Annotated in this window: 20 protein-coding genes; 9 read left to right on the top strand and 11 right to left on the bottom strand. The window is 57.8% G+C overall.

The annotated features are described in order from the left end of the window. The first annotated feature begins 266 nt into the window (after positions 1 to 266). Positions 267 to 761, top strand: coding sequence for a 2'-5' RNA ligase family protein (locus HMPREF2614_RS00655; RefSeq protein ID WP_070559755.1), 495 nt, complete (start codon positions 267 to 269; stop codon positions 759 to 761). Positions 762 to 859: 98 nt separating this feature from the next. On the opposite strand, the gene HMPREF2614_RS00650 is transcribed toward HMPREF2614_RS00655, so the two are convergent. The 5 genes from HMPREF2614_RS00650 to HMPREF2614_RS00630 all read right to left on the bottom strand — a co-directional run bounded on the left by HMPREF2614_RS00650 (position 860) and on the right by HMPREF2614_RS00630 (position 6,228). After that, a complete protein-coding gene (locus HMPREF2614_RS00650) occupies positions 860 to 1,744 on the bottom strand; it encodes a hypothetical protein (RefSeq protein WP_070559753.1) in 885 nt (294 codons plus the stop codon). Positions 1,745 to 1,890: 146 nt separating this feature from the next. After that, complete coding sequence (locus HMPREF2614_RS00645) at positions 1,891 to 3,063, bottom strand: MFS transporter (RefSeq protein ID WP_053088410.1); 1,173 nt, start codon at positions 3,061 to 3,063, stop codon at positions 1,891 to 1,893. Positions 3,064 to 3,187: 124 nt separating this feature from the next. Continuing rightward, positions 3,188 to 3,712, bottom strand: coding sequence for a CBS domain-containing protein (locus HMPREF2614_RS00640; RefSeq protein ID WP_070559751.1), 525 nt, complete (start codon positions 3,710 to 3,712; stop codon positions 3,188 to 3,190). A gap of 296 nt (positions 3,713 to 4,008) precedes the next feature. Further along, positions 4,009 to 4,881, bottom strand: a complete 873-nt coding sequence (locus HMPREF2614_RS00635; RefSeq protein WP_038626088.1) for a patatin-like phospholipase family protein — start codon at positions 4,879 to 4,881, stop codon at positions 4,009 to 4,011. 96 nt (positions 4,882 to 4,977) lie between these two features. Continuing rightward, the gene (locus HMPREF2614_RS00630; protein ID WP_069359252.1) at positions 4,978 to 6,228 is read right to left on the bottom strand and encodes a glutaminase; all 1,251 of its coding nucleotides are present in this window, start codon (positions 6,226 to 6,228) and stop codon (positions 4,978 to 4,980) included. Positions 6,229 to 6,380: 152 nt separating this feature from the next. Between HMPREF2614_RS00630 and HMPREF2614_RS00625 the strand changes: the two genes are divergently transcribed. Together HMPREF2614_RS00625 and HMPREF2614_RS00620 are read left to right on the top strand one after the other, a co-directional pair. Next, positions 6,381 to 7,814 (top strand): GuaB1 family IMP dehydrogenase-related protein, encoded by a 1,434-nt coding sequence (locus HMPREF2614_RS00625; protein WP_049181340.1) that lies wholly within the window; start codon positions 6,381 to 6,383, stop codon positions 7,812 to 7,814. Positions 7,815 to 7,894: 80 nt separating this feature from the next. Continuing rightward, on the top strand, positions 7,895 to 8,431 hold the full coding sequence (locus HMPREF2614_RS00620) for a YchJ family protein (RefSeq protein WP_311199638.1): 537 nt from the start codon (positions 7,895 to 7,897) through the stop codon (positions 8,429 to 8,431). A 3-nt stretch (positions 8,432 to 8,434) separates the two neighbouring features. On the opposite strand, the gene HMPREF2614_RS00615 is transcribed toward HMPREF2614_RS00620, so the two are convergent. Continuing rightward, positions 8,435 to 9,421: a DUF808 domain-containing protein gene (locus HMPREF2614_RS00615; RefSeq protein ID WP_038626080.1), complete on the bottom strand. Its 987-nt coding sequence runs from the start codon at positions 9,419 to 9,421 to the stop codon at positions 8,435 to 8,437. A 171-nt stretch (positions 9,422 to 9,592) separates the two neighbouring features. Here HMPREF2614_RS00615 and HMPREF2614_RS00610 point away from each other — a divergent pair, with 171 nt between their 5' ends. Then, positions 9,593 to 10,300 carry an isochorismatase family protein gene (locus HMPREF2614_RS00610; protein ID WP_070431908.1) on the top strand — a complete coding sequence of 236 codons (708 nt, stop codon included), beginning with the start codon at positions 9,593 to 9,595 and terminating at the stop codon, positions 10,298 to 10,300. A gap of 62 nt (positions 10,301 to 10,362) precedes the next feature. Here HMPREF2614_RS00610 and HMPREF2614_RS00605 read toward each other — a convergent pair whose 3' ends face one another. Next, on the bottom strand, positions 10,363 to 10,914 hold the full coding sequence (locus HMPREF2614_RS00605) for a gamma carbonic anhydrase family protein (RefSeq protein ID WP_370547258.1): 552 nt from the start codon (positions 10,912 to 10,914) through the stop codon (positions 10,363 to 10,365). Between the two features lie 109 nt (positions 10,915 to 11,023). Between HMPREF2614_RS00605 and HMPREF2614_RS00600 the strand changes: the two genes are divergently transcribed. The 4 genes from HMPREF2614_RS00600 to HMPREF2614_RS00585 all read left to right on the top strand — a co-directional run bounded on the left by HMPREF2614_RS00600 (position 11,024) and on the right by HMPREF2614_RS00585 (position 14,660). Continuing rightward, entirely contained in the window at positions 11,024 to 11,347 is a 324-nt protein-coding gene (locus tag HMPREF2614_RS00600; protein WP_038629105.1) for a putative quinol monooxygenase, read from the top strand. Beyond that, a complete protein-coding gene (locus tag HMPREF2614_RS00595; RefSeq protein ID WP_038626076.1) occupies positions 11,347 to 11,964 on the top strand; it encodes a hypothetical protein in 618 nt (205 codons plus the stop codon). Before HMPREF2614_RS00600 ends, HMPREF2614_RS00595 begins: the two co-directional genes overlap by 1 nt. Positions 11,965 to 12,154: 190 nt before the next feature. Then, the gene (locus HMPREF2614_RS00590) at positions 12,155 to 13,021 is read left to right on the top strand and encodes a 3-hydroxybutyryl-CoA dehydrogenase (RefSeq protein ID WP_005510660.1); all 867 of its coding nucleotides are present in this window, start codon (positions 12,155 to 12,157) and stop codon (positions 13,019 to 13,021) included. Positions 13,022 to 13,301: 280 nt separating this feature from the next. Next, a complete protein-coding gene (locus tag HMPREF2614_RS00585; RefSeq protein ID WP_038626072.1) occupies positions 13,302 to 14,660 on the top strand; it encodes an acid phosphatase in 1,359 nt (452 codons plus the stop codon). An 8-nt stretch (positions 14,661 to 14,668) separates the two neighbouring features. On the opposite strand, the gene HMPREF2614_RS00580 is transcribed toward HMPREF2614_RS00585, so the two are convergent. The 3 genes from HMPREF2614_RS00580 to HMPREF2614_RS00570 all read right to left on the bottom strand — a co-directional run bounded on the left by HMPREF2614_RS00580 (position 14,669) and on the right by HMPREF2614_RS00570 (position 19,881). Then, positions 14,669 to 15,820, bottom strand: coding sequence for a MalY/PatB family protein (locus tag HMPREF2614_RS00580; protein ID WP_038626070.1), 1,152 nt, complete (start codon positions 15,818 to 15,820; stop codon positions 14,669 to 14,671). A gap of 97 nt (positions 15,821 to 15,917) precedes the next feature. Next, the gene (locus tag HMPREF2614_RS00575; protein ID WP_038626068.1) at positions 15,918 to 17,501 is read right to left on the bottom strand and encodes a glycerol-3-phosphate dehydrogenase/oxidase; all 1,584 of its coding nucleotides are present in this window, start codon (positions 17,499 to 17,501) and stop codon (positions 15,918 to 15,920) included. A 685-nt stretch (positions 17,502 to 18,186) separates the two neighbouring features. Continuing rightward, the gene (locus tag HMPREF2614_RS00570; protein WP_083300178.1) at positions 18,187 to 19,881 is read right to left on the bottom strand and encodes an FAD-binding oxidoreductase; all 1,695 of its coding nucleotides are present in this window, start codon (positions 19,879 to 19,881) and stop codon (positions 18,187 to 18,189) included. Positions 19,882 to 20,106: 225 nt separating this feature from the next. Here HMPREF2614_RS00570 and HMPREF2614_RS00565 point away from each other — a divergent pair, with 225 nt between their 5' ends. Then, positions 20,107 to 21,066, top strand: coding sequence for a diacylglycerol kinase (locus HMPREF2614_RS00565; RefSeq protein ID WP_038626066.1), 960 nt, complete (start codon positions 20,107 to 20,109; stop codon positions 21,064 to 21,066). 57 nt (positions 21,067 to 21,123) lie between these two features. On the opposite strand, the gene HMPREF2614_RS00560 is transcribed toward HMPREF2614_RS00565, so the two are convergent. Further along, on the bottom strand, positions 21,124 to 23,040 hold the full coding sequence (locus HMPREF2614_RS00560) for an ABC transporter ATP-binding protein (RefSeq protein WP_038626064.1): 1,917 nt from the start codon (positions 23,038 to 23,040) through the stop codon (positions 21,124 to 21,126). Between the last annotated feature and the right edge of the window lie 31 nt (positions 23,041 to 23,071).

Here is a 23,071-nt window from a genome sequence, read left to right as displayed (position 1 = left end):
CACCCCGCTACGCACTCCGAAACCGGAAGAGCCGCTTTCAGGGAGCCTGCCCATCCCCATTATCCCAATGAAAAGGTGTTTTTAACAGGAGAAATAATAAGAGGCTAGAAATTCCTATAGGTAGGTTATAAATTGTGGAAAATCCTTACGCTATGCTCTGGAGTGCAAGGTCCTGAGTGCCTTAGGTGAAGAGCTCTAGTAATGGCGCTCTTCGTCAGTGCTTCAAGTGAGGCGACCGACAGCAATAGGGGAGGAGTAAACGTCACATGGTGTCACCCGACAACATCCTGATGTACCTTCTGCCTGAGCAAGAGACGCAAGTAAAAGAAATCTTTGCACAACTCGCAGAGAGTGGCTTTCCGCAGCAAAATCAAACGCCGCACATCACGGTCACTTTCGCGCCGACCATGCGCCCAGCGGCAATTCAACGAGCAGCCGAAATTCTCCCGCCGCTTATGCCAGCGGAGTTTCGCAGAGTGGGAACGGTCATCTTCGGCACCAAGAGTAAGCAGACTGTTGCCTGGTTGCTGGAAACCAGCGACGAGCTGGAAGAAGCTGCTCGCGAAATCAGTCGTCTCAATCCCGACGGTCGTGGGGACCGCTGGATTCCGCACCTTACGATGGGGCTGAGAATTCCACGGGATATTGTGCCGGACTACGTGCACGCACTTGACGAAATAACGAACCCGCACTTTAGAACTCTCAACGCGCCACGAGCTGCATTCTGGAGTCCCAAAGTGCAGGAATTAACGGAGTTCTAGGGAGACTCCAGTACTTGTGTGCTGCTGTTCCTCAGCGATTGCGTCCCGCTATGTCGCAAAAACTGTGGTTTCAGAAAACAGTAGGCTAAGAACAAAAACTAAGCAGCGTCCATAATCTTCTTTGCCTGGGCATCGAAGACCTCCAAGGCGCGCTTCTTTGCTGCTTCCTTAGACTCCGGAGCTGCCTCTGGAATCTGCATGGGATCCGTCGTGTTTTCCATGTTGCCAGTTGGTACATCCGGAGTCGGGGCGGCGGACACCATTACCATTACGCCATTGACGATCCCGACAATGTCGTAGCTGGTGGCCGTAGTATCCGTGCCACCGGCGTTGATGCTCGCACTGGTCTCGTGTGCAGTGAACTCAGCTGGCTTGACGGAAAGATTTGGCTCCCACTTTTCTCGGTGCAGTTTCATTGTGGTCGTCATGTCCATGTCATTAAACATGTCCTGCATCTCAGGAGAAATCTCCTGACCTTCCATGGAGTCTTTCAGAATGTCGGAAGCATCCATCGTAGCCGTCACGTCGGAGCACTTTTCGAGGCTGTCCTCGTACTTTTGGTACGCCTCAGGATTCTTCAATATCGAGACGCTGACAGTGACGTTCTCTTCCTTAATGTCCGTGTAAGCGCCGGCAGCATTCTCCAATTCCTCAGTTGAGTTGGTGAAAGTGGCGCATTCGGCCGGTTCAAACTTCATGGAATCTTCCGAAAACATCTCCATGGCATCTTTGAACCCGGTGATCTTGTTTCCGGAGAAGTCCGCCCCTTGAACTTCATTTGTGAGCAGGAGCTGATCCTCGGCTGCAGCAGGAGCTGACCCATCTGCTTTCGTCATCTTGCTGGTCGACTCTTTGCCTGCCTCACCACCGGCATTGCTGCTTTCTTCCCCCGAGCCACATGCGGTGAGCAGGGCGGCGCTTGTACAACCTGCGACAACGGTTGCCGCAATTTTCTTCCACATTCCAGAGCTGCGCTGCTTCATGATTCCTCATTCCATCGAGCTGAATTTCAACAACCTATGCAACCCGCCCAGGAGCCCTGGGCCGGAGCCAAGCTTTTGTGAAAGAAAGAATACAAGAGCTCGTCTCAGCACGCTTCCCAAAAACAAGAATTTCAGTCGCGTCTGCTTTACGATGCTCCGTCGGACCTCACCGCAGACTGCGCAACCTTTGCCACGGGATACATGGATACCAATGCAATAATCGCACCGAAGATGAAAACGGGCACAAACCCGAATTTCGGCGCTGCGAAAGAAATAACAAAAGGAGCGAAGAAACCAACATAGGTCAGCGAATAGTAGATAGCGGTGGCAGCGCCCAACTCGGCTGGCGGTGCGATAATTTGCACTTCGCGGAGGCCGGAGACCATCATTACGCCGTACGCGGCACCGAGGGTCAGAGCGGCGGGGAAAACGCTCCACACGTTCTGGGTGAGTGCGACGATGAGGCTGAGCAGCATTCCGACCGTCGTTAAGCCAAGACCGAAAATAGCTGGCGGGATAAAGCTGCTGGAACTGATTCGAGTGACCAGTGGTTGCACCAGAACGCCGGTGCCCATCGTGATGCAGGCGATGAGTCCGGCAAAGGCAATGGGGTAGCTGGATTCGGCGATTGTCGGAAGGACGACGAACGATGTGCACGCGGCACCGAAGACCCACGGTGCCCAAGCGGCGACTGCCCACAGGAATCTCGGGCTTAGGGTGGCAGAGGAGAAGAACCGTTGCGGGGTGTCGCTGGGCGCTGAGGTTGGCAGTCCGCCGGAGGCGTTCCATGTCAATGGTGCGATGCTAAGCAGCAGCGCGAGATGAACAAGATAGGGGATGACGTCGGGACGGGGAGCAAACTCCGCGACCAACCCGGAAGCCAGGGGACCGAGGGAGAACCCGGCGGAGAGCGCAACGGTTGCGCGCCGGGCGGAAATTTGAGGTGCGACGGGCGCAATCTCTTTGATCCACGAGGCGCCGGCGGCCATTACCATACCCATCGAAATGCCGACGACAAGGCGTCCTATCAGCAGTGATGGGAAGTGGAACCAGACGCCGGTGAGTAGGACGACGGAGCCGGCGGCAGAGGTTATGAGTGCGGGCCGGATGATGGCGCGACGGCCGAGCCGGTCGGAAAGTGGGCCGCAGACGAGTAGCGCCGGGATGAGCCCTGCGACGTAGATGGCGAAGAGAAAGGTGACCTGGGACTGGTTGAGAGCATCGGTTATTCGATACGCGGGCAGGAGTGGAGCAAAGAGGTTGGCGCCAAATGCAACAGCGAACATGCCCAGGGCTACCCGAATCCAGTCTCGTGCCACGATCTGCCTCCTGTCGACTTCTCTCCTGTGGGGGGATAAAACAGTGTGTCAACAAGAATAGGCCAGCTAGCAAACGCTAGCTGGCCTTTCGAGTTACTCGGGTTACCATCCCAAGCCAGTCGCTCTAGTTATTGGAGGCACCGAAAAACGCGGTAATCGGTGAGAAGAATCCCTTAGACTTCTTTGCCTTCTTAGCTGCCTTAGTCCTGCCAAGAATACGCTCAGAGATGCGGTCGGTAAGAACCCCTACCAGCTTGCCGCTGCTGACGACGGGCAACTCGCTGCGACGCCCGTCGATAAGCTGGCGAGCCCTGATGGCAGCTGGATCCTCGGGCTTGACGAAGACCTTCACAGGAGCGCCGACGGTGTTCATATAGGCATCGCGGTCGGCGTATTCGCGGAGTTCCTTCAGCGTAATGTCGCTGGTCAGGTAGCCTTCATCGTCGACGAGGAAGACACAGTTATCGTCATCGAGACGAGCAAATTCAGCTGCGTAGGTGCTCAGTGCCTCACCGACAGTGATGTCCTCCGGCAGCGCAATGTAAGAATCCGTCATGTGCATGCTTACGGTGTCAGGCAGGAGGCTGTACGGGCTGATTGAAGATTTCGGCTTGAAGAAGTTGGCGATGGTGTTCTGTGTCTGTGTCATTGTGGATCCTTTTCCAGGTATCCCAGCTCCTTTGCTAGGAGGGAATTTCTGTTGATTGAAAAATTATGGCTCCTTCGCCTAAGAGTGTTGGCAATGTAATACCGTAACTAAAGGTGGCCACTTCAGATGGACCCTTGCCTCGGGAGTCGTTCGAAACTCTCGATAAAGTGGAGGGCAGCGGCCTATGTAGATATAGGAGCCTTACCTAACGAGGTTGTTCGCTACGCAAAGGTTAACACAAGGTTACGTACGCAGTAAAGAGGAATGAACGAAAAGCTTCCTAAAGGTGGCGGAAGCTACAAGCCCATGAACTCTAGAATTGCTGGCCATTCGGCATCGGCTTGCGCCCGGCCGAGCTCGTAGTTGTGTATCAGCTTCGACCGCTTCCGCTCCGCCTTTGTGATGCTCATATTATTTGCGTAGAAAACATATGCTTGGCCTTTTCGTTCAAGCTCAGCAGCCCAATCGAGGGAGGCGTTGTAGCGCTCGTGCCTGGTGATAAGTAGCTCAGCCACCACCGGGTTACTGCGGAAAATCTGCCGCAGCAGCTGTGGGCGCTTAGGGGCGGTGCGGCGGAATCCCTTCGGACGGGTCAGAACGATGAGGAACTTCTTAAAGCCGTCGGCTTCTGCGGCATCGATTGGGATACCGCCTGATGATCCCAGTGCACCGTCGACGAAGGGAACGCCATCAATATAGGGCATACGCATGACGCCCGGAATCGTCGAACTGGCGCGAGTGTACTTCATCAGCGTGGGTAGATCTGGGATATTGTCCGGCCCCCAGTTGATGGTCTCGCCCGTATCCGCTCGGACAGCAGAAATCCGATAGGGAGTTGGATTGTTCTTAAAAGTCTCGTAATCCAGGGGCATGGCGCCGTCGGGAAGCCCCGCGTCTTCATAGATGTACTCGGCATCGAAATAGCCGCGTCCGCGCAACATTGGGCGCCAGCCGCTGCTGGCCGGCTGTGCAATGAAGTCAGTGAAGCTATTTATGGAGCGCTGGATATCCCGGGAAAGGTAATTGACTACGTGAGAGGCACCGGCGCTTACCCCGCCGACCCAACCGACATCGATGTCCTCGCGAAGTAGCCGTTCGACGAAAGGTGCCGTGTAACTATTGCGAGTCCCTCCGCCCTCGAAGACTAATGCTACATCGCTGACCTGCATTTATATCCCTCCGGTTGTTATCGCGCTGCTGTCTTTCGGGGGTTACGATTGTTCAAGACTACCCGAACCACCATATTGGATTTCGGTTAGCGTAGTTTACGGCGCATCCTGGATGATGACCGGCAGCAGCCCCTCGCCCATATCTGGGTTCGGCAGTACGCCCTCCGGGTCGTAGAACAAGATCTCCTTGCCCTCGTGGCTCAGACGTCGCATCGCTTCCAGAATCAAGGTGCGCCCCACCGGGTTGACAACGCCAACGCGGCTGACGTCGAAGACAACTTCGCTTTCCGACGGTGTGGAAGTCGCCAACCTGTTGAGAACAATCTCGGCCGCAGTGAAGTTGACTGGCCCCTGAATCTCGATGATCGAGCGGCCATTGCTGACGCGCGTACCGCGCAGCGCACGCGAACCAATCGCATCGGCATCCATGAGATGAAGGCCCAAATCTTCGGAGAGCTTCCGGAAGATGGCAATGCTGCGGACGCTGTTGCCGTGGTCGTTCAATCGCGGTGAAAAGGCTGCGAGACCCGCCTGTCCAGGCAGCGCGCCCAGCAAGCCGCCGGCGACACCGCTCTTGGCGGGAATTCCGACTTCGGTAAACCATTCACCGGCCTCGTCGTACATGCCGGCAATAGCCATCACGGACAAGACTCGGCGAACAACCGAGCGGCCGAGCACAGTCTGGTTGGTAACCGGGTTAACGCCGCCGTTGGCCAACACTGCGGTCATCATGGCGACATCGCGGGTGTTGACCAGCACGGAGCACTGTGCGGTGTAGCCGCGGACAGCATCGTGGGGCGTGGTTTCGATAAAACCGTAAGCTGCCAGCATATGCGCGATGGACATGTTTCGATGCGCGGAGTCCATTTCGCTTTCATAGGCGTCGTAGTCAACGCGGAGCTTGCGGCCAGCCAAAGTTGAGAGAAGCTCCACCATGTGCTTGGTGCGAGTCTTCCAGTTGGCACCTGGCTGGCATACGAACTGGTTGATCGCCAGTGCGCCGACGTTAATCATCGGATTCTTTGGTCGGTGCGTGCCTTGCTCCAACGACAATTCGTTGAAGGCCTCACCGGAAGGCTCGGTGCCCACAATACTGTCGATTTTGTCTTTGCCGTGCTCAGTGATGGCTGCGGCATAAGCGAAGGGCTTGGACATCGACTGAATCGTGAATTCAGTATCGGTGTCGCCCGCGGTGTAGGTGCGGCCTGACACCGTGGTCATAGCTAGTGCCAGGCGGTCGGGATCAGCTTCAGCAAGGGTGGGAATATAGTCCGCCACCTCGCCAGACTCATCGGGGCGGACGGATTCGACGATTTCGGAAAGGTAATCTTTGATCGGCGTTTTCATCAGATTTTGCTAAGCATCTTTCCTGGGAAAGGTAATCCCGGTTGAGTCAGTGGAGTCCCGTTCGAACCTACACCAGGCAAGGCCGGCCACTGATGCTCACCTCTGTGCACTCTCACCGTGCGCGCCGGAAAAATCAGCATATCCTGGGGTATGTGAAATTCCTCAACAATCAGTCCGTGCCCTATGAGCTGACCTACAGCGATGTGTTCATGGTGCCGTCGAAGTCATCCGTCGGCTCTCGCATGGGTGTCGATTTGTCCACTAATGATGGCACCGGCACAACCATTCCGATTGTGGTGTCCAATATGACGGCTATCTCCGGGCGCCGGATGGCCGAAACCACCGCCCGCCGAGGCGGAATTGCCATCCTGCCGCAGGACGTTCCAGCTGATATTGCCGCTGAGAGTATTCGCAAGGTCAAGTCCGCTGGGCTGGTTTTCGACACCCCGATCGTCGTCAAGCCTCACCACACCGCAGGGTATGCGCGCCATCTTCTGCCGAAGCGCGCGCACGGTGCGGCAGTGGTGGTGGAAGACAACAAACCGGTTGGTCTGATCACCGGCCGTGATCTGGCGGGCGTTGACAACTTTGCGCAGGTGGGGACGCTCATGTCCACTTCGCTATTTACGCTTCCGGCTGACATTGAGCCCCGTGACGCCTTCGACCAGCTCACTGCATCCGGGCGCAAGCTCGCTCCGGTGGTGGACGCCGATGGTGCGCTGGTGGGTATTCTCACGCGTAAGGGCGCGCTGCGTGCGACGCTTTACAAGCCCGCTGTTGACACTGAGGGAAAGCTGCGCGTCGGTGCGGCGCTCGGCATCAACGGTGATGTTGAAGGGCGCGCGAAGACACTGCTCGATGCAGGCGCCGACGTGCTCGTTGTCGATACCGCGCACGGTCATCAGGAATCGATGCTCCGTGCTTTACGACGAGTCCGCGCGCTCAACCCGCCTGTGCCAATTGCCGCTGGCAATGTCGTGACCGCCGATGGTGTTCGCGACCTAGCGGAGGCGGGAGCCGACATTATTAAGGTCGGCGTCGGTCCGGGTGCGATGTGCACAACCCGAATGCAGACCGGTGTTGGGCGTCCACAGTTCTCCGCCGTGCTCGAATGCGCTGCAGCTGCTCGTGAATGCGGCGTGCATATCTGGGCTGACGGTGGAGTGAAGGATCCCCGCGATGTTGCGCTTGCGTTGGCTGCGGGTGCGTCCAACGTGATGATTGGCTCGTGGTTTGCCGGCACTTTCGAGTCCCCAGGAGATGTCCAGAAGGACGTCGACGGGCGCATGTTCAAGGAGTCCTTTGGCATGGCTTCACACCGTGCGGTGGAGAGCCGAAATGCGCAGGTAGAGGCCTTTGAGAAGGCCCGGCGTGAGATGTTTGAAGAGGGCATCTCGACTGCGAAAATCTACCTGGAGCCCGGCCGCGAAGGTGTGGAAGACCAGATCGATCGCATTATCTCGGGTGTACGTTCGTCGTTTACATACGCGGGTTCGGCCACCATCGAGCAGTTCGCTGAGCGGGCAGTGGTGGGAATTCAATCCGCTGCGGGCTTTGCGGAAGGAATGCCGAGGGCGACGCGTTAGCCGTCGTCAAGCCTCTCGGGGCTAAACCGACTAGCGGCGCTGCCGGCCAATTGGTAGGTATGTAAAGACGTTGTTAGGACGTGTTTAGTACCACGTGTGAGATTGGGGAGGGGCTGGCGACTATGGGTCGGCAGTTAAGAGAAAACAGTGCTGTAACGGAGGCCGGATTGGGAACAGGAAACGGTGCTAGAGCAGGAAGCGGGAACGCATTTTTCGCTCGCGCCCGCGTTACTGATTCCGATTTGTGCCCGTGCGGTGGGGGACTCTACGGGCAGTGCTGTGGCCCGCTGCACCGCGGTGAGCGGGAGGCTTTGACCGCAGCTGAGCTGATGGCAGCGAGGTACAGCGCTTACGCTGCCCACGAGGTGGATTACATCTGGCGGACGTGGCATCCGCGGTACCGCCCGGAAGTTATCAATGTCGATGACGGTGTCGAATGGGAAGGACTCACCATCATCAACACTGTCGATGGTGGCGAGGACGACCGCGAAGGCATCGTGGAATTTGAAGCGGCCTTTCATGACCATGACGGTGTCGGCACGATGCACGAGCGTTCCCGTTTTGTTCGTCGTGCGCGACGTTGGGTCTACGTCGACGGCGAGGTCACCTACTCCTAAGCGTCAGCTTTCCTTGGCAGAGGCCTTCGCTGCATTTTCCTGGTCAGACTTGTCGTGCTTGCCGTGGTCGAATGGCAGCACGGCGACAATCGCCACAATGATTGCACCCCAGATGGTGCCGAAAATCAGTGAGCCGGTGGTGTTGGCCAACCAGCCGAGGAAGCCGCCGGTAAACAGCTGCTCAAGGTTGTGGACTAGCTGGTAGGGGAGGTGCCAGCCCAGCTCGTCGAGACCGACCACCATGATGTGGCCACCGACCCACAACATGGCAAACGTGCCGATAATGCCGATCGTGTTCAGAACGATTGGCATGGCTTTGACCAGCGCCGCACCAAACTTGCTGATACCGGCTGACTCCTTGGACTGCAGGTGCAGGCCAATGTCATCAATCTTGACCAAGAAGCCCACCACGCCGTAGACCGCAAGCGTGATGATGAGTGCCACCACGATAAGAATCAGCGCGCGGTTGAGCAGCGGCTGATCAGCGACCTCATTGAGAGAAATCACCATGATTTCCGCAGAGAGAATTAAGTCGGTGAAAATTGCAGACTTCACCAGCGAATCTTCATTCTGCGGTGTGCGGTTGGTCGCCGCCTCCATCCGTTCCTGCTCAGTCTGATCGGGAGAGATCCGGTGCTTAATCTTCTCCCAGACCTTTTCCATGCCCTCAAAGCACAGGTATGAGCCACCGAGCATCAAAATCGGCGTCAGCGCCCAAGGCAGAAACTGACTGAGCAGCAGCGCAATCGGCAGAATAATGACAATTTTATTTACCAAGGAGCCCTTGGTGATACGCCAAATAATCGGCAGCTCGCGTTTCGGCGAGACACCATCGACGAATTTAGGCGTCACCGCAGCGTCGTCAACCACAACACCGGCGGCTTTAGCGCTAGCTTTGCCGGCCGCAGCCGCAATATCGTCTGTTGTTGCCGCTGCAGCGCGTGCAATCGTGGCAACGTCGTCAAGCAGCGCGACAAGTCCGCCTGCCATAAAAACCTCCCGCATTGGAGGACGCGACCAGGAGTCGTCGTCGTATCAAAGAATTACCGGAGCAATTTTAACCGCTACACCGGATTGACTCTTTGTTGTCGGTAGCTTGTTGAAGTCTTGTCGATAGTTAGCGTGCTCCTTTAAATGTGCGCGCGTGGCAAGATATAGACCATGAACGCTTCCTTCTCCGAAATCTACCGACAGGTCAACGCGGACAACGCCGATAACGCGGACAACGAGTCAGATACCAGCAACGATGCCGGCTCCGAGGAACAACAACGCCCGGCGCGCCCCCGCATGGCACTGGTAGTCGTCGACGCTCAGAATGATTTTTCCGCCGGCGGCGCACTTGCCGTCGACGGTGCTGAGGCAGCGTACACCGCTACCTATCTGCATGTCGCGGGCACAGCGAACAAGTACTCGGTTCTCGCGGCCACCCGTGACAATCACATCGACCCAGGCACTCACTTCTCTGAAACCCCGGATTTCGTCGATACCTGGCCGAAACACTGTGTCGCAGGTACCCCGGGTGCGGAAATTCACCCCGGCATGCAGCGCGCTATTGCGTTTTTTGAGCAGCTCAACCCCGCTGCTGTGCGCATCGATGTTACGAAAGGGGAGTACGCCGCCGCCTACTCCGGTTTCGAGGGAACAACGGAGGCTGACGTTTCGCTTGCCGACGCTCTCCGCGCCTCTGACATCGAAGAAATCGATGTGGTGGGTGTTGCGACTGACCACTGTGTCCGCGCCACTGTGCTGGATGGTCTCAAGGAGGGTTTTTCCGTCCGCGTTTTGAGCAATCAGGTCGCGGCGGTGGACCCGGAGCGCGGCAAGGCTGCACTAGCGGAATTGGCCGCGGCGGGCGCGACTGTGGTGTAGTGCTGCTACGTTAACCGTCAAACTATCCGACTAGCCGCTTAGCTAGGTGCTTCGGCAGCCACCTAGTTAAAAGTCACCATATCCAGGTCGACCTCGCGGAGGTGGCGGTGGTTGGACGCTGTTTCCACATAACGCCCTGCATGGGCGATGAAGCCCTCTGCTTCCTCAGCCGAGAGTTGACGACGCACCTTGGCGGGAACGCCTGCAGCCAGTGATCTGGGGTCGATGACCTGATCTTCCAATACCACGGCACCTGCGGCAATGAGGCTGCCAGCGCCGATACGGGAACGTGAAAGCAGGGTGGACTTCATGCCGATGAGGCAACCATCTTCAACCGTGGTGCCGTGAACCAAGGCCATGTGTCCGACGGTGACATCATCGCCGAGAATTGTGGGCACGCCTCGGTCGACATGGACCGTGGAGTTGTCCTGAATATTGGTGCGCTGGCCAATGCGAATCGGTGCGACGTCACCTCGGAGAACAGAACCGTAGAACACGGAGCTATCCGCACCGATTTCGACATCACCGATAATGACCGCGCCGGGCGCAATCCAGGCGCTGGAATGAATACGTGGGGTCTTATCTTGGTAGGTGAGAATGAGCGGAGTGTTCATCATACAAACCAATATAACTGTCACCTGAGGTCAGCGTAAGAAAAATTCTTAGCGAAACTCTATTCTTCGAAGGGTGCAATTCTGCTTGGACGCGCCTACAGTGGGCGACATGATTTTTATCGTTGTGAATTACCAAGTTAAGCCGGAGTTTGCCGACGAATGGATGGACCACGTCGCCGAGTTCACCGCTGCCACCCGCGCAGAGGCTGGCAACAAGTGGTTTGAATGGTCCCGCAGCGTAGAAGACCCCAACCAGTACATTCTCGTCGAGGCATTCGATGATGACGCTGGTGAAGCCCACGTCAATTCCGAGCACTTCGCCAAGGGGCTGGAGGCGATGAAGCCGCTGCTCGCTGAGACCCCGAAGATTGTCTCGCAGGTACTGCCAGATAAGCAGGACTGGGATCGCATGGGCGAGCTGCAGGTCGACTAATGTCCTCAGACACCATTCGCGATGGCGCAGCCGCTTCCAGCAGCGACACCTATTCTCTGATTGGACGCGGCCTGCGTATTGGCTCTGCTGTGCTGGCCTCTGCTCTCGTCGTTGGTCTCAGTGCCTGTGGGGACAGCGATGAGGCAGCTTTGGAAGGCAGCCAACATCAGTCAAGCCAGGCGCCGAGTGCTGTTGCCTCCACCGCCGCTATTCGGGATAACTTGGCTCAGCTGGCGGCGGATACTGCGGCGCTGAAGAAAGCATCGCAGGCGCTAATTGCGAAGGAAACGGTCTCGGAAGAGACCCGAAAGATTGCGCAGCAGGCGGAGCCAATCTTTGCTGAAGAGGAATCGCAGCTAGTCAAGACTCTCGGCGTCGATGTCGATCCGTCTGAGACCAAGCTCGACACCGCCACCATGACTCGCCTCGAAAACGAGGAGGGGCCACACGCAGATATGGCTTATCTGACGTTGATGGAAGGCAGCCTGGATAAGATGCTCGGCCAGTGGGAAGAACTGGAAAAGCATGGCGGAAACGACCTGCAAGAATTGGCACGCTCTTCTCAGCAGCAGCTGGAAGATATTCAGCAGGCGCTGGAAAAACGTATGCAGTACTAGCCGCTGCCCAAACCTCGTGGGGGGGGGGAAATTCAAGTAAAAAAGTCCTGCAAAGCGTGCCCGGGGAACCGGGGAAGTGAGTAGCGTGTAAATAAAGCCAGTGCGCTGTGATCGTCGTCAAGCGAATGCGCACTCGGATGAAGCACAATGCTGACTAATAGCCCAGAGTAGAAGGTAGGAAAATACGCCAATGGCAAATAGCATCTCGCGAGTAGGTATCGTCGGCGCCGGTCAGATGGGCTCCGGAATTATTGAGGTCTGTGCGAAGGCCGGTAGCGATGTCAAGGTCTGGGAGGCCAAGGAAGAGTTCCTTGAGTCCGGTCGCGCCCGTATTGAAAAGTCGCTGGATAAGGCCGTTTCCCGTGGCAAGCTAGAGCAGTCTGCACGTGACGAGATTCTGGGGCGTATTAGCTTCACCACCAAGCTGGAAGACTTCGCTGACCGTGAACTGGTCATCGAGGCCATCGTGGAGAACCCGGAAGTAAAGGCCAGCGTCTTCTCGCAGCTCGATGAGATTGTTGAGTCGGACGATGCCATCCTGGCTTCCAACACCTCCTCGCTACCAATTCAGTCCATTGCTGCAGCCACCAAGCGCCCGGAGCGTGTCATGGGCCTGCACTTCTTCAACCCGGTTCCGGTTCTGCCTCTGGTAGAGCATGTCGTTACTCTGACGACCGGTGATGTTCAGTCGGAGCGTGCGTACGAGTACGCTTCCGAGGCGCTGGGCAAGACCGTCATTCGCGCTAAGGACCGCTCGGGCTTCATTGTTAACGCTCTGCTGGTTCCGTACATCCTCGGCGCTATCCGCATGCTGCAGGACGGCATCGCTACCGCAGAGGACATCGATGCCGGCATGGTCAATGGCTGTGCGCACCCGATGGGTCCGCTGACTCTGGCCGACATGGTTGGTCTGGACACCATCAAGTTCATTGCCGATGCCATGTTCGATGAGTACAAGGAGCCGACTTACGCGGCACCTCCGCTGCTCAAGCGCATGGTTGAGGCGGGTCACTTCGGCCGCAAGTCCGGACGTGGCTTCTACGACTACTCCAAGTAGTCCACGCTTTTAGCCCCGTTTGGGGCGAGTATTGAATTCTTACCGGTTGACGGGCGTTTATCCCGCCAACCGGTTTCTTTTATGCATTTATCAGTGAAAACCCGGCGTCTGAGGGGGAAAGTTCCCACGATTGGCGCTAGCATCTTGAAAACTTGTTTCTTTTCAACGAGCCGAAACCTCACAGTGCGCTTAACATAAGTGAAGATTTTGTCAGACCTTGGCTTATAGAGCACTTCACAACTGGTGCCTCCCACGCAGCAATCTGGAAAGGAATGTTTCAGTGTCTTCTTTGAAGCCGCACAAGCGCATTGCAACTCGTACTCGCGTCGGCGCTGCTACCGCAGCAGTGGCAGTTGTAATGGGGCTTACGCCGGCAACGGCCGTGGCAGCTCCGGTCAACCCGTTGGCCGAGCTGGGCAACCGCCTGGACTCTGTTTCTGATCTCCCAGCTAATGTGGCCGCTCCAGAGGGAATTAAGCTGCCCGGCGGTGGCTTGGAGGTCCCGGATTCCATTTCGCTGCCATCATCTTCCGGGGAAAACACCGACCCGAATGCGCCGAAGCCAACCTCGTACCGCCCGGACCAGATTGCGCGCGCTTACCCATCGGATGCCGCCACCGATAACTGGTTCTACTTCTACGTTGTGCATCCTTTCGTGGAGCTGGAGAAGAGCCACCCAGAGGTCATGGACCAGAACCTCGAAACGGTCGTCCGCATTAACAACGCTGCCAAGAATGACCCGCAGGCACAGGAACTCGCTCTTGATGACGACTACCTAGACCCACTGGCCAATATTTCCACTGCTTTCGGTGCAAGCCTGGGTCAGCACTTCCGTGATGCCTACGATGAGGATCGGCTGCCGAAGGTGAAGGCCCTGCTGTCCGGCAACCTTGCTCGCGGCGGCGGTCTGGTCAGCTCGACCTTCTTCGAGAAGTACGTCTACGGCTACGATCGCCCGTTTGTGGTGGCGCCGGAGCGCATCGAGCGCTACTACCGCGAAGGCCAGGATGACCCGTACTCGACCACGCCGTCCTACCCGTCGGGTCACACCAACAAGGCTGCATGGACTTCAACCCTGCTGGCCCTAATGTTGCCGGAGGTTGCGCCACAGATTCAGGCGCGTGCGTCCGAGGCCGGTCATTCTCGCCTTGTCATGGGCGTCCACTACCCTCTGGACGTCATGGGCGGCCGCATGATGGGCAACCAGGCCGCAGCTGACCGTTGGGCAGACCCAGAGTTCCGCCCACTCATCGAAGAAGCAATGGATGAGCTGCGTACGGAGCTCGAGTACCGCTGTGGCGACACCATCGCCAACTGCGTTGCCAAGGACACCCCGTACATGAGCACCGCAGCTGCCGTTCAGCAGTACACCGAGCGCATGACCTACGACTTCAAGCAGGTTGGCCCGGCTAATGAGCCAGTTGTTGTTCCGAAGCGTTACGCAGGGTTGCTGGAGACTCGCTTCCCGCAGTTGACTGAGGAACAGCGCAACTCCATCCTTGCTCAGACTGCAATCCCATCCGGTTACCCGCTCGACCGCACCGACGGTGAGGGGCAGCACGTTCGCATGAACCTGGCTCGCGCTCTGGCCGCCAACGTTGTTGTCAACGCCGATGGCAGCGTCACTGTCACCAACTAAAACGTCAACTACAAGCGCAGGGCCGCGTCGAGACGGTCCAGGGCCTCACTGAGGATTTCCGGGGAGGTCGCAAAGTTAAGCCGCACATGCCCAGCCCCGCCTTCGCCGAATGCGAAGCCGGGGTTTAGTGCTATTTTGGCGTTTTCAACCAACCACGCAGCTGGGTCATCACTGTCAACACCAGGCACGTCACCCAAGTCCAACCACGCCAAGAATGATGCCTGCGGCGGGGTAAAGCGAGCCTGCGGCGCAATAGTGGACAAACGTGTTCGCAGAGTCTCACGGTTGGTGCGCAGGACATTGATAAAGTTGTCCAACCAGGGCACACCATCGCGGTAGGCGGCGGTGGCAGCGGCGACACCAAGAATAGAGGCGCCTTCGCGCACAATGAAGGGCAGCTCAAGCCAGGTTTTGGCATCTTCGTCGTTAAAGATAATCTGCGCACACTTGAGGCCAGCGGTATTCCAGCCCTTCGAGGTAGCAGTCACTGTGATAGTCACGGCCGCCGCGGTATCCGACACCGACGCGGTTGGAGTGTGAGTGCCATTTAGAACTACTGGGCCGTGAATCTCGTCTGAGATAACTCGTGCACCAAAGCGAGCGGCTAAATCGGTAATCTCACGCAGTTTTTCGGGGGAGTAGGTAAAGCCGAGAGGGTTATTCGGGTTACACAAGATTAGGCAACCGGCACCGTCGGCGAAGGCGCGTTCGAGGGCGCTGAGATCTGGGCCGTCGGCAAGCGTGGGAATGCACACTGTCTCGCGTCCCAGCGCGGGACCTACCTGGAAGAACGGCATATAGGCAGGAGTGGGGACGACAATTGCAGAATCGGGGCGGGTGAAGCGTTCAACCGCGAGCGTGACACCGCGGACGACGTCGGCGACTGCAAAGATATTGTCGGGGTTCGGGCGCCATCCGTAGCGTGCTGCGGAAAAGTCCGCGGTTGCGGTCGTAAGCGCGGTGATGTCTTGCGAGAGGTATCCGAACTGTTCGCGCTGACACGCCTCGTCGATTGCGGCGCTGACCGCAGGGCAGGTTGTGGCATCGGATTCGGCGACCCACAGTGGCAGCACGTCCGGGGAATATGCGGTCCATTTGACTGTCCCGCGGGAGCGGAGTTTATCGAGGGAGGGGAATGTGACAGCGTTATTTACACTCATAGTTTCCGTGTATACAGAAAAAACGGGAAGTCCGAAGACTCCCCGTTTTATCCAGTAGCTACGGCCACATCAGAAGCAGCCACAGCAATGACCAGCGCTAGGTCAGCCTCAGTGCCTCCTCAGCAGCTGGCAGGGCAGCTTCGCGATCAGCCTTGACCAGCCCCAGACGTGTGCGGCGATCGAGAATATCGTCGACACTGAGAGCTCCCTCGTGCGTCACATGCCAGGCGAACTCGGCGCGGGTGACATCGAGACCCTCCGCTACCGGGGCGAGCGGTCGGTCGAGCGGACAGGATTCGATGACCTCGAAGGATTCGGCACCGTAGCGATTAAACAGCGGCATCGGGATACGGCCTGCAGCGGCAGCGGTGCGAGCGCGGTCGAGCTCCTCCGGCTCGGAGCCCAGCACAGGGATCGTGCGGGTAGAGCACGGGGCAAGCGAAACACCGAGCTTCTCTTCGACCTTATCCACGGTTTGCTCAGCCATAAGACGGTACTCGGTGAGTTTGCCACCAGTAATGGAAATCAGGCCGTTCGGGGCCTCCAACAAGGCGTGTTCGCGAGAGAGGTCAGCGGTGTGTGCCTCGCCGGCGTCGATAAGTGGACGCAGGCCGGCGAAAGCGCCGATGACATCGCCGCGAGTGAGCGGAACCTCGAGTGCCTGGTTGATGACATCGAGCAGAAAAACGATGTCATCCTCCGGTACTTCCGGAATATCCGGGATCGAGCCCGGTGCATCCTCATCTGTCAGGCCGATGTAGACGCGGTTGTGCTCTGCGGGCAGGACAAAACAGAAACGGTTGGTGTGACCGGGCACCGGTACCGTGAGAGAGCCGGTAGGGTTGCCTAGCTTCGCGGCGTCGAGAACCAGGTGTGTGCCGCGAGATGGGCGAATCTTGATGTTCGTCGCCAGTTCGGCTGCCCACACACCAGTGGCATTGACCACAGCGTGAGCAGGCAGCTCGAAGGAATCGCCAGTGAGCTCGTCGATTAGTGTGGCGCTCGTGCCAGAGGCAGTCTCGCAGCGCACCCGGGTCAGAATAGTTGCACCGTAGCTAGCGGCAGTTCGAGCGATAGCGGTGACCAAGCGTGCGTCGTCACGCAGCTGACCGTCGTAGTTGACGTAGCCGAATCTCACCTCGCGCTTACGTACGGTCGGCGAAAGCTGGCTGACTCGGCGGGAACCGACAGTGCGGGACAGCGGCAGGGTAGTGGCGGAGGTACCAGCGATAATGCGCAGGAAGTCACCGGCCAAAAAGCCTAACCGTGGCAAAATTCGGGTCAGCGGTGCAAACTTATCCATCACCGGTACGACCTGCGGCAGGTTATGCACCAGGTGCGGAGCGGTGACGTCGAGCAGCGCACCACGTTCAATAGCTGAGCGGCGAGCGATACCGACATTGCCGCTGGCAAGGTAGCGCAGGCCGCCGTGGGCGAGCTTCGACGACCAACGAGAGGTACCGAAAGCTAAATCCTTCGATTCGACGAGAACGGTATTCAAACCCCTCGATGCTGCATCTAAAGCGATGCCGACACCAGTGATACCGGCGCCGATGACCAGCAGATCAGGGATCGCGCCCTTAGCGGTATCTTCGCGCAGACGATTCAAATCCGCTTGCCGACGAGCCTTGTTCAAAACCGCAGCTGAGCGATCGCGCTGAGGAGCGTGCGTGGCAGTCATAGTCTTTCTTCCTCGACTTTCCCGAAGACGGTAATAGTGATGAAACGATCTGGCGTACGTGATGAAGTTGTGGAGTGCGTAGTGAGCGTGAACTATTTCGGGGCGTAACCCATTGCAAGGCAATTAGAAATAGACTAAGTTGTTCATTATCAACGACCGGCACGGATATTGATTCAAGGAATCTTTCTTGGTTGCGAATCATTTCCCGGGGATTACAAGGAAGGAGACACCTCGATGGCTATGCACCCAGCGTCCAACCGCTCTGAGTCCATGAACCGAGCTTTCGCCGCTACTGCACCATCGCTGCAGATGTGTTGCTGCTGTCTCCAGTCCGTGCCGCCCCAGACAGGTCGTAACTAAAAAGACGCGCTTAGGCATGTAAAACGCCACGCTGTTTGCGGTCGCACGGACGAAATCGCACCGATTGAGCCGACCCATCCCACCATCCGAGCATTCTCGCTTGGAATTCTAGGAAGAAGCGACAGCGACAATGACCGCAGCACTCGAATCTTTTACCCTTGACGATTACGTTTCACTGTTTATTTATGACGGCCCAACGTCGCCAGAAATCTACGCCAGTGAACTGGTCAGTCTAGCTCGCTAACCGAGGCTGGCGGCTAGACAGGCCGGGTTTTGCCGTGGTCAGCAGCAAATAGCGGTTGGGCCGAAGCTGGCGGCGACAGGGTTAGATCATGTTGCCGTCGTAACGCTCTTCCAAGGAGCGCGGGCCGGTAGCCAACTTGCCCGGGTTGAGGATGCCAGCGGGGTCGAGTTCGTCCTTAATTGCGCGCATGACCTTGGCGAACAATTCGGTGTTCTCCTCGTAGTACTGCGGGCTGTGATCCTGGCCAATGCCGTGGTGGTGCGTGATGGTGCCGCCGAATTTCATTATGGCCTCTGATGCCGCGGACTTGATGTCCATCCACTGCTGGAGAATCTCGCCCTCGGTCTCGCGGAAGAAGTACGTGAAGTACAGCGAGCAGCCGGATTCGTACATGTGCGAGATGTGGCAGAAGACGTACACCGGGGTGCCGTGCTTCTCGCCAGCGGTTTCCATTGCGGAGGCGATTTCGCGGCGCAGTGTAGCGGCGTTATCCCAGGTGGTGGCGGTCTCCAGGGTGTCGACACCGACGCGGCGGGTCATCATGACATCGCGCAGGTACGGCGAGGAGAAGCGGTGGTTAACCCAAGCCATGCCCGGAATGGAGCCCATGCGGACGCACTTCTTGGTCAGCAGGCGACCGGCCAGGCGCTCACGGGTGACGCGGGCGCCGACCGGATCAGTCTGGGCGAAGCCAAAAATCACCATGCACGGGGTATCGATGCCACGCAGCTTCAGGTACTTTGTGACCTTCTCGGACATGCTGGCGGAGCCCAGCTGAGTGAGGCCAAACAGCGTTTCCTTCTCGTCGGAGATGCGCGCTAGGTGCGGGATATTTCCGCTCTGCTCCAACTTGCGCAGCTCTTCGGCGGCTTCCTCAAAGGAGTTGAAGAAGTAGGTGTCGAAGAGCATCTCCTTTTGCGGACGCTGATTTAGGGCAATCGTCACATGCGTGATGATGCCCAGGGTGCCCTCCGACCCCAGGAAAAGCTCACGCGGGTTTGGGCCGGATGCCGACGACGGCATGTCGCGGAACTCCATGGTGCCGGCTGGCGTGACGACGCGCATGCCAATCACATTGCGGTCGATGCGACCGTAACCAGAGGATTCCTGGCCTGCGGAGCGGCAGGAAACCCAACCGCCGACAGTGGAGTACTCGAAGGACTGCGGGAAGTGACCAGCGGTGAAGCCGGCCTTGGACAGCTCCTTTTCCAGGTCGGGGCCGAAAACGCCGGTCTGGGCGGTGACGGTGCCAGCGACCTTGTCAATGTCGATGATCTTGTTAAAGGCGGTCATGGACACTGCGATGGCCTTACCCATGCCTCCGTCAATAGCCTCCACGCCGCCGACGACCGAGGTGCCGCCGCCGAAGGGGACGACTGCAATCTTGCGCTCAGCGCAGACCTTGAACAGGTCCTCGATATGCTTTTCAGTTTTCGGTAGTACAACAGCATCTGGGGCGACATCGAGCTTGGCTGCGCGAAGGCGAACCAGGTCGGGGTAGGAGCGGCCGACCGCGTGCTTGACACGGGTGTCATGGTCGGTGGCGACGGCATCCGCGCCGATAATAGCCCCCAGGGCCTCGACATCCTTGTTGCTGAGGCGACTATCGGAGATGGTGACATCGGCGATATTGCGCGGCGGGTTGTTTGCGTCCAATGACATGCCGATTTCGCGCTGCAGGAGCTTCTCGCTGGCCGCGGTGATTGGCTTGTCGTTGCCGTCAACACCCCAGCCCCACCAGCGCATGCGGTACGGAATCGTGAGCTTGTTAGACATCCTGAGCTTCTCCTTGGGCATCGGTGCTGAGAGCCTGAACTGCGGAATTATGTGTAACTTGTGCAGAAGCACATCTTTACATCTTTGTATTATAGCGGTATTGCGTTACGTTTTCTCGAAAAATGTCAATCATTCTTGGTAGGCTTTAGTTAGGTGCGGTAGCAAAACCGCATAAAGGCCAGTTTCGGCCGGTCAAAAGCCCACGTAAAAGTAGGTAATTCTTCGATGAACGCTAACGACAAAGATCTCAGTTACCCGCTGGGAACAACTAAGATTCGTACCCTCGCTCTGGTCACTAACCCCCACGCCGGTCATGGCGCCTCGCAGATTGCCTCAGCTCGGGCAAGTCGAGTGTTCGCGGATCGCGGTATCGACGTCATCGCTCTACAAGGTGCTAACCCCGACGATGCCCGCAAGCTCATTCGTGAGGTCATCGCCGACGGCCGAATCGATGCCTTGGCAGTTTGCGGTGGCGACGGCATGATTAACCTCGCGCTGCAGGAACAGGCACAGACCGGCATCCCCCTCGGTATTATCCCCGCTGGCACCGGAAACGACCACGGCCGTGAATACAATCTGCCGCGTGGCAATGCTCGCGATGCTGCTCATGTTATCGCCGACGGTTTCTGGACAACCACTGACCTCGGCCGCATTACGAGCGCAACAGGGGACCGGCGCTGGTTCGGCACTATCATGTGTGCCGGCTTCGACTCCATTGTCTCCGACCGCGTCAATCAGATGACCTGGCCACACGGCCGCAACCGCTACAACCTGGCCATCGTCCGCGAATTCTTGGCTTTCCACTCCCTGCCATTTCGCATCACGCTTGACGACCATCGGGTTCTCGAAGATCCCATCACGCTGGCCGCTTTCGGCAACACCCGTTCTTACGGCGGTGGTATGAAGATTTGCCCGTCTGCAGACCACTCCGATGGCCTGATGGACATCACCGTCATTGGCAAGGCCGGACGGATCAAGGCCGCCCTTGCTTTCAAGTCCGTATTTGACGGCACCGTTGAAAAAATCGGTGAGGTCAGTACCTATCGCGCTAAGAAGGCTTACGTGGAATATATTGGCCCGCCACGCCAGATGAATGCCTACGCTGACGGTGACCTCATGTTCCCGATGCCAGTTACGGTGGAAGTCGTTCCAGGCGCTGGCCGCTACATCGTTCCCCGTCCGTAAAAGAGCGCAAGGGGGTTCTCGTCGTCAAGCTTTTTCCGCATGCTTGACGACGTCGCGTTACCCCTTGATTCCGTAGCTCTTCAGGCGCAGACGATCCGCCGCAGAAGCCGAGGCCGTCAGGCGCAGCAGCTCGGCGTAGATGCCGTCAGTCTGTGCCAATTCGGCGGGTGCGCCCACCTCGTCGACGTGACCGTCACGCAGCGTAACGATGGTGTCCACATCGGAAATCGTGGACAGGCGGTGGGCGATGATAACCGTGGTGCGCCCCTCCATCAGCTTGTCCAAGCCACGCTGAACTTCGCGTTCTGCCTTGGTGTCCAGCGCTGAAGTGGCCTCGTCCAGGATGAGCAGGGGAGCATCCTTCAAAATTGCGCGCGCAATAGCGATGCGCTGCTTCTGGCCACCCGAGAGCTTCAACCCTCGCTCACCAATAGTGGTGTCGTAGCCGTCGGCGAAGCTGCGAATGAAGTCGTCGGCATTGGCCTTTTTGGCCGCAGCGATGACTTCCTCATCGGTAGCGTTGGGTTTGCCGTAGGCGATGTTCTCCCGAATCGTGCCGGAGAACAGCGAGGAGTCCTGGAACACGACGGCAGAGTCGGCGCGCAGAGTGGAACCGGAAACCTCGGAGACATCCGACCCCAGAACGCGCAAGTGGCCTGCGGTCGGGGCATAAAAGCCGAGCAGCAGGTTGACGATGGTGGACTTGCCGCCACCCGATTCGCCGACCAAGGCGATTTTTTGACCTGAGTACGCCTGGAAGCTGACGTTGGAGAGCACCGGCTTGTCCTCTTCGTAGGCGAAGTCCACTGCATCGAAGTCGACGACGGGAGCGTCTATAGCCTCCTGCTCGGCTGCGCGTTCCAGGGAGGAGCGGTAGACACTGTCGCTGGCGACGTTGGCTGAGGTGGAACCTTCAGCGGTGGGATCGACGTTGCCGTTATTCGCGGTCGCTGCACTGAGCAGCTCCGGCTGCGTGCGGGCCTCTGGGGTGAGTTCCATAACCTTGAAGTAGTCTCGGGAACCGGCGACTGCGCGCTGGGCAGCGTCGACCAAGAAACTCATCATGGTCACCGGTTGGCGCGCCATATTAATCAGCTGAATGAGCATGACCATGGTGCCGATGGAGAACTCACCCGACAAGGTGCGAAGGAAAAGCAGCAGGTAGATACCTGCGAAGATGACGTTCAAAATGCCGCCGCGCAGGGCATCCATGCGGTGCCACCACGTTGACTGCTCGTGGGTCAGGGAGATGGTGCGGCGGAAACGGGAACCAAAGAAAGCAATCTCGCGCAGCTCCGCGGTGAAGGATCGAACAACCTTGACCTGGCCGATGACCTCGGCAAAACGGCCACCGGCGATATCGATTTGTTCGTTTTTCTTGGCTTCAACCTTTTGCCAGCGTCTCGACGTCAATGCGGTGAGCAGGGTGTAGACCGGGAAAACGATAATCAGCAGCACCGCCAGCGGCCAGTAGTACCAAGCAGTGATGGCCAGCACTGCACCGACGGTCAACAACATCGGGAAGAAGTTGTTGGAAAACGCCTGGAGAAATTGCGTGATATTGGTAATCGAGCGTTCCAAGCGGGCGATAATTGTGCCCGTGACCTGGCTGTCGAAATAGCGCTGCGGCAGAGACAGCAGTTTTGCATAGTAACGGGTCGACAGAATCTCGCGCATGCGCGCGGTCATCACATCACCCAGGTAACCACCGATGTTATGCACGATGGTTTGCGTCAGATCGGCAATCAGCAGTCCGATGACCAGCCAAATCACGGTGCGAGTGGTGTTGGACATCGCCGCTTGGCTCAAGCCTTCATCGCTGGACACCGCGCCGACGATGGCATCGGTGGCATCGCGGATGAGGAAAGGGCTAATCAACGACGCGGCGGCGGTGGCCAGCGAACAGATGATGACCCCGATATAGAAAGGCCAGAGCACTCGCGTAGTGGATAGAATTCTGCTGAGCAGACGCACGAAAGACCTCTATCTTGCGGGATGATGACTC

It is taken from the genome of Corynebacterium sp. HMSC074C11 (genome assembly GCF_001809455.1).
Classification (GTDB): Bacteria; Actinomycetota; Actinomycetes; order Mycobacteriales; family Mycobacteriaceae; genus Corynebacterium; species Corynebacterium amycolatum.
This window is presented reverse-complemented; position numbering and strand designations above follow the sequence as displayed.